General features: G+C 42.8%; 3 protein-coding genes and 2 pseudogenes. 4 read left to right on the forward strand and 1 reads right to left on the reverse strand.

The window, feature by feature from the left end; all coding sequences use genetic code 11:
• Window positions 1-263, forward strand: a pseudogene (locus tag LC574_RS22680) (hypothetical protein); the annotation flags it as partial.
• A gap of 90 nt (window positions 264-353) precedes the next feature.
• On the opposite strand, the pseudogene LC574_RS22685 reads toward LC574_RS22680, so the two are convergent.
• Window positions 354-1,683: pseudogene (locus tag LC574_RS22685) on the reverse strand (site-specific integrase); the annotation flags it as partial.
• Window positions 1,684-2,356: 673 nt separating this feature from the next.
• Here LC574_RS22685 and nifK point away from each other — a divergent pair.
• The 3 genes from nifK to nifE all read left to right on the forward strand — a co-directional run bounded on the left by nifK (window position 2,357) and on the right by nifE (window position 5,870).
• Window positions 2,357-3,892 (forward strand): nitrogenase molybdenum-iron protein subunit beta, encoded by a 1,536-nt coding sequence (gene nifK, locus LC574_RS22690; protein ID WP_229455788.1) that lies wholly within the window; start codon window positions 2,357-2,359, stop codon window positions 3,890-3,892.
• 158 nt (window positions 3,893-4,050) lie between these two features.
• Entirely contained in the window at window positions 4,051-4,386 is a 336-nt protein-coding gene (locus LC574_RS22695; protein WP_229455786.1) for a Mo-dependent nitrogenase C-terminal domain-containing protein, read from the forward strand.
• A 119-nt stretch (window positions 4,387-4,505) separates the two neighbouring features.
• Complete coding sequence (nifE, locus tag LC574_RS22700; protein ID WP_229455787.1) at window positions 4,506-5,870, forward strand: nitrogenase iron-molybdenum cofactor biosynthesis protein NifE; 1,365 nt, start codon at window positions 4,506-4,508, stop codon at window positions 5,868-5,870.
• Window positions 5,871-5,887: the final 17 nt, after the last annotated feature.

Raw genomic sequence — 5,887 nt, forward strand, 5'->3', positions numbered from 1 at the left:
TCACAATTGTGGAAGCGAAGAAAAATGATGTTGAAGGTGGGTTAGGACAGTGCATCGCCCAAATGGTGGCGACGGATTTATTCAATCGTTCATCTGGACAAGCAGAAATACCTGTGTATGGATGCGTGACAACAGGAGAAGTATGGCAGTTTCTTCAACTTTCGCAAAAAGAGGCTTTGCTTGATAAGCAAAGATATTACTTGGATAACGTAGGAGCCATTTTGGCAATTGTACAGACAATTGTTCAGCAATTCAGGAGTTAATTTGTGTAACACTTTGTTCTAGCGCAGAGCAGCACGAACAGTATCTTTACGGAACTCTTAAAACATCAGCATCAATCCTGAAATTTAACTTTATTTATAAACCATTTCCATCTTCAAATTCTCAATCTCCAATCTCAATTTGTCATTTTCCATCCTCAACTTTGCATTCTCCTCCCTAATCAACTCAATTTCATTCCTCTTACTCAAAGCCTGATTAATCGCCAACTTTCGCATATCTAGCGAAAACCAACGCTGATAAGTTTGGGTATGAACCTGCACACTATGCCCCAAATTATCCGCCGCAGCTTTAATTGGTATGCCTAAAATATGCGCCCGAATTGCCCAAGCGTGACGTAAATCATAAGGCTTAAAATCTAATCCTATCTTGCGGAACCACCAACTAACTCGCTGTGTTAACGCCGTTATCTCTGCATGATTGGTGTTATCTTTTTTAGCGATCGCACCCCTTAACATCTCTAAATATTTAGGATTTCTCAAATCAAAATCCTCAATCCATTGCCTATATAATGGTAATGCTTGTCTTTCACCAGTTTTACAATCCTTATGAACTTTCCATGTCAAATCTGTATTTTCTTGGCTCAACCACCAATCAACATCAGGATTAATAAAAAGTTCTCGTGGACGTAAACCAAAAACTGCTAACATTCCATACGTCCAGCGCCAAAGTTGCCAACTCTCTTGAACATTTTGATTAACTTGATTACCTCTATTATTAAGATAATCCTCAAACTTAATAATTACCTCAGATATTTCCGCATCGGTTGGTATATTTCGGGAATTCTTCTCAGGCATTTTGGAATATTTAGATAAATCAATTTCGATGTTGAATGTTACGCAAAACGCAGCTATAGCTTTAGCTGCATTATATTTAGCCCATTCTTTATCAATTTGTTCAATTGAACTGATCATATTTTCAGCAGTAGCTAAATCTTTGGGATTCGTAAATCTCTTGGTTCGGGAAAAGTAATAAAAAAAAGTATGTTCGCTTTTAGTAGTTCGTTTATGAGTTTTAAAATACTCTTCTTCAAATTCTTCGAGTAATTCTCCTATGGTTTTAAAATCTTTTTTAATTGCTTCATTACCTAAATATTTATCATTCCATTCAAAGGTTTTTCGAGCGATTAACTTCCCTAATTCATAGGCTTCTTCCTCAGCCGTCTTGAGTCCATCCAAGTTAGCGGGAATATTCAAACTGAGATTATATTGCTTTCTTCCAGTTCCATTACTGTCCTTGTCTCCCGGTTTAATTGGCAACGTCGCCCGTAATTGCAGACTTCCATTCGATTCTCTAATTGTCACCTTTGCCTTTGCAGACTTCAAACGCAGATTAACTTTCTCTAATTCCAGTAGTACTTTTGCTCTCATCGTGCGCTCTTTGTTGCTGTGATTGCAGAGATGAACACAAACACCAGGCGGTGTTGCATATTTGCAGGATGATTTTGCTGGTTTTGTGGGATGGGCATCTTGCCCGTCCCTTGTATTTCCAGGCGGGCAGGATGCCCACCCTACAAGAATCATCACTTGATTCAGCAACGCCCTGGCTTAGGACAACATTTAGATGATGCGTGAGTCCTGAACCTGATTATGCATCGCTGTGTTTTTAGCCTATATTTAGCTTAAAAATAAATGTGTTCTCAGCGAACAATGTTTAGCACAGACACTGTTTACTGCAAACATTAGGCTGTTGAGAAGAATTAAACCACAAAAAGGACTACTCCGGCCCTTATCACGGTTATGACGGCTTTGCCATTTTCGCACGCGACATGGACTTGGCACTCAACAGCCCAACCTGGTCATTAATTGGCGCTCCTTGGAATGAAAAAGCTCAGGCTAAGAAGGCTGAAGCTAAGACTAAGGCTGCCGTTTAGGGAAATGGGAGAGTGAGATAAGTAAGGATAACCTGGGGCTAAAACCCCAGGGGGGAGTTGGGAATCCAAAATTCAAAACTAAAAAATTAAAAATTTCTTTTGATTTTTGCATTTTGAATTTTGAATCATATTCCCACTCCCTACTCCCTATTCCCCACTCCCATTTCAATTATTAAAGAATTCAGTAAGCTTGGAGATCCAGAAATGCCTCAGAATCCAGAAAAAATTCAAGATCACGTTGAGTTATTCCACCAACCGGAGTACCAACAGCTATTTGAAAACAAAAAGCAGTTTGAAAACGGTCACGACGCTGAAGAAGTACAACGGGTTGCAGAGTGGACGAAGGGTTGGGATTATCGTGAAAAGAACTTTGCTCGTGAAGCTTTAACCGTTAACCCTGCTAAAGGCTGCCAACCATTAGGAGCAATCTTTGCTGCTGTTGGTTTTGAAGGTACTCTACCTTTTGTTCAAGGTTCTCAAGGTTGCGTTGCTTACTTCCGCACCCACTTAACCCGTCACTACAAAGAGCCATTCTCTGGTGTATCTTCTTCAATGACTGAAGATGCAGCCGTGTTTGGTGGTCTGCAAAACATGATTGACGGCTTGGCGAACTCTTACCAACTCTACAAGCCCAAGATGATCGCTGTCTGCACCACCTGTATGGCAGAAGTAATTGGTGATGACTTACAAGCTTTTATCAACAACTCTAAGCAAGCTGGTTCAGTTCCTCAAGATTTCCCAGTACCTTACGCTCACACCCCTAGCTTTGTCGGTTCCCACATCACTGGTTACGACAACATGATGAAGGGAATTCTTTCTAACCTGACCGCAGGTCATAAGCAAGAAACCAGCAATGGTAAAATCAACTTCATCCCAGGTTTTGACACCTATGTAGGCAACAACCGCGAAATCAAGCGGATTGCTTCTTTGTTCGGCTTTGACTACACAATTCTAGCTGACAACAGCGACTACCTGGATTCACCCAACACAGGTGAGTTCGATATGTATCCAGGTGGAACAAAGCTAGAAGATGCAGCAGATTCAATTAATGCTAAAGCTACGATCGCTCTGCAAGCACACTCTACCCCCAAAACCCGCGAGTACATTGAAAAAGAGTGGAACCAACCAACCTCAGTTTCCCGTCCTTGGGGTATTAAGGGTACAGATGAGTTCTTGATGAAACTCAGCGAACTGAGTGGTATCCCCATTCCCGAACAATTGGAAATTGAACGCGGTCAGGCAGTTGATGCCATGACTGACTCTCACGCATGGCTTCACGGCAAGCGCTTCGCTATCTACGGCGAACCAGATTTAGTATACAGCGTTGTTGGCTTTATGCTAGAAATGGGTGCTGAACCTGTGCATATCTTGGTTCACAACAGCAACGAAGTATTTGAAGCAGAAATGAAAGAACTGCTTGCTTCTAGCCCCTTTGGTAAGAATGCAACTCTTTGGCCTGGTAAAGACTTGTGGCACATGCGTTCTTTGTTGTTCACCGAACCCGTAGACTTCCTGGTTGGTAACACCTATGGTAAGTACCTGTGGCGTGACACCAAGATTCCCCTCGTGAGAATCGGCTACCCCATCATGGATCGTCACCACTTACACCGCTACGCCACCATTGGTTATCAAGGTGTAATCAACCTCCTCAACTGGACTGTAAACACCCTGTTTGAAGAAATCGATCGCAACACCAACATTCCTTCTAAGACAGATATTTCCTACGACTTGATTCGTTAGAAATTGCGTAGAAACACAACGTGTTAATTAAGGGTAAAGAAGGGGAGTAGGGAATAGGGAGTAGGGAATAGGGAAATATCCAAACCCAATTCCCAATCCCCAATGCCCAATCCCCAACTTCCCTTTTTATTGATAGCATTTACCCAAGGGATTTATAAATGGAAACCATCAATCACACTCACACTCATCCTCATCCTAATTACCATCCACCTAACCAGAAAAAACGAGGGTGGTTCAACAATCTTCTTAATCCGTTGCGTCGTGTGGTGGATGAAATTCAGGTTAAAAATAATCGCATCGCTCATCTAATTTGCCAAACAATTCCTTGTTGTTGTCCCTTTGAGCGACAAATTAAATTATTTGGGAAGTGTATTGATATCCCAGCACTATGTAAACTCAATCCTTTATATGACGAATTTGTAGGATTGCGTTTCCGCGCTCTATCTTACCTCACCGATGTATGTGGAGAGGATGTCACAAAATACATTTGTTAATTATTGGGCATAGGGCATTGGGCATGGGGCATTGGTCATTGGTAACTAACGAATAACGAATAACAAATGACTAATGACTAATGACAAAGGACAATTAACGATTCAGTACGAGAAGAGAGATGAAAAGCACCCAAGGCAAAATCAACGAGCTGCTGACTGAGACAGGATGCGAGCATAATCAGCACAAACAATCCGAAAAGAAAAACAAGTCTTGCGCTCAACAGGCACAACCTGGCGCGGCTCAAGGGGGCTGCGCTTTTGATGGTGCAATGATTGCCCTAGTGCCGATCGCAGATGCTGCTCATTTAGTCCACGGGCCGATCGCTTGTGCTGGTAATTCCTGGGGTAGTCGTGGTAGTCTGTCGTCTGGCCCGCAACTCTACAAAATGGGCTTTACCACTGACTTGGGTGAAAATGATGTCATCTTCGGTGGCGAAAAGAAGCTCTACAAAGCGATTCTGGAACTCAAAGAGCGCTACCAACCAGCAGCAGTATTCGTCTATGCCACTTGCGTTACAGCCCTAATTGGCGATGATATGGATGCTGTCTGCAAAGCGGCGGCTGAAAAAATTGGTATTCCTGTTGTTCCCGTCATTGCACCAGGATTCATTGGCAGTAAAAATCTAGGCAACCGTTTTGGTGGTGAAGCTTTATTAGAATATGTTGTCGGAACAGCAGAACCGGAACATACAACGCCCTATGATATTAACTTAATCGGTGAATACAACATCGCCGGTGAAATGTGGGGAGTAACACCACTGTTAGAAAAATTAGGCATCCGTATTTTGTCTAAAATTACGGGCGATGCTCGCTACGATGAAATTCGCTACGCCCACCGCGCCAAGCTCAACGTCATGATCTGCTCACGAGCGTTGCTCAACATGGCAAGAAAGATGGAGGAGCGTTACAACATCCCTTACATTGAAGAGTCTTTCTACGGCATTGATGATATGAATCGCTGTCTGCGAAACATCGCTGCTAAATTAGGCGATAGCGAAGCGTTAGCGAGTCCTCGAGCGTCCGCTGATTTACAGGAGCGGACAGAAAAGCTGATTGCAGAAGAAACGGCTGCTTTAGATTTGGCACTAGCTCCCTATCGCGCTCGACTCAAAGGTAAGCGGGTTGTTTTGTATACTGGTGGTGTCAAGAGTTGGTCGATTATTTCGGCTGCTAGAGACTTAGGCATTGAAGTTGTTGCTACCAGTACTCGGAAAAGTACTGAAGAAGATAAAGCCAAAATCAAGAAGTTGATTGGCAACGATGGCATCATGCTGGAGAAAGGCAACGCTCAAGAATTGCTACAACTGGTTAAAGACACCAAAGCAGATATGCTGATTGCTGGTGGACGTAACCAATACACCGCTTTGAAAGCTCGAATTCCTTTCCTTGATATAAACCAAGAACGCCATCATCCTCATGCAGGTTATGTGGGATTGATTGAGATGTCGCGGGAACTGTACGAAGCTATCTATAGCCCGATTTGAGAACAAATACGCAAACC

Source organism: Nostoc sp. CHAB 5715 (genome assembly GCF_020829685.1).
In the GTDB taxonomy this organism is placed as follows: Bacteria; Cyanobacteriota; Cyanobacteriia; order Cyanobacteriales; family Nostocaceae; genus Nostoc.

Coding starts and splice junctions, on each gene's coding strand:
- nifK (WP_229455788.1), top strand. CDS start 2,357: ATGCCTCAGAATCCAGAAAAAATTCAAGATCACGTTGAGTTATTCCAC.
- LC574_RS22695 (WP_229455786.1), top strand. CDS start 4,051: ATGGAAACCATCAATCACACTCACACTCATCCTCATCCTAATTACCAT.
- nifE (WP_229455787.1), top strand. CDS start 4,506: ATGAAAAGCACCCAAGGCAAAATCAACGAGCTGCTGACTGAGACAGGA.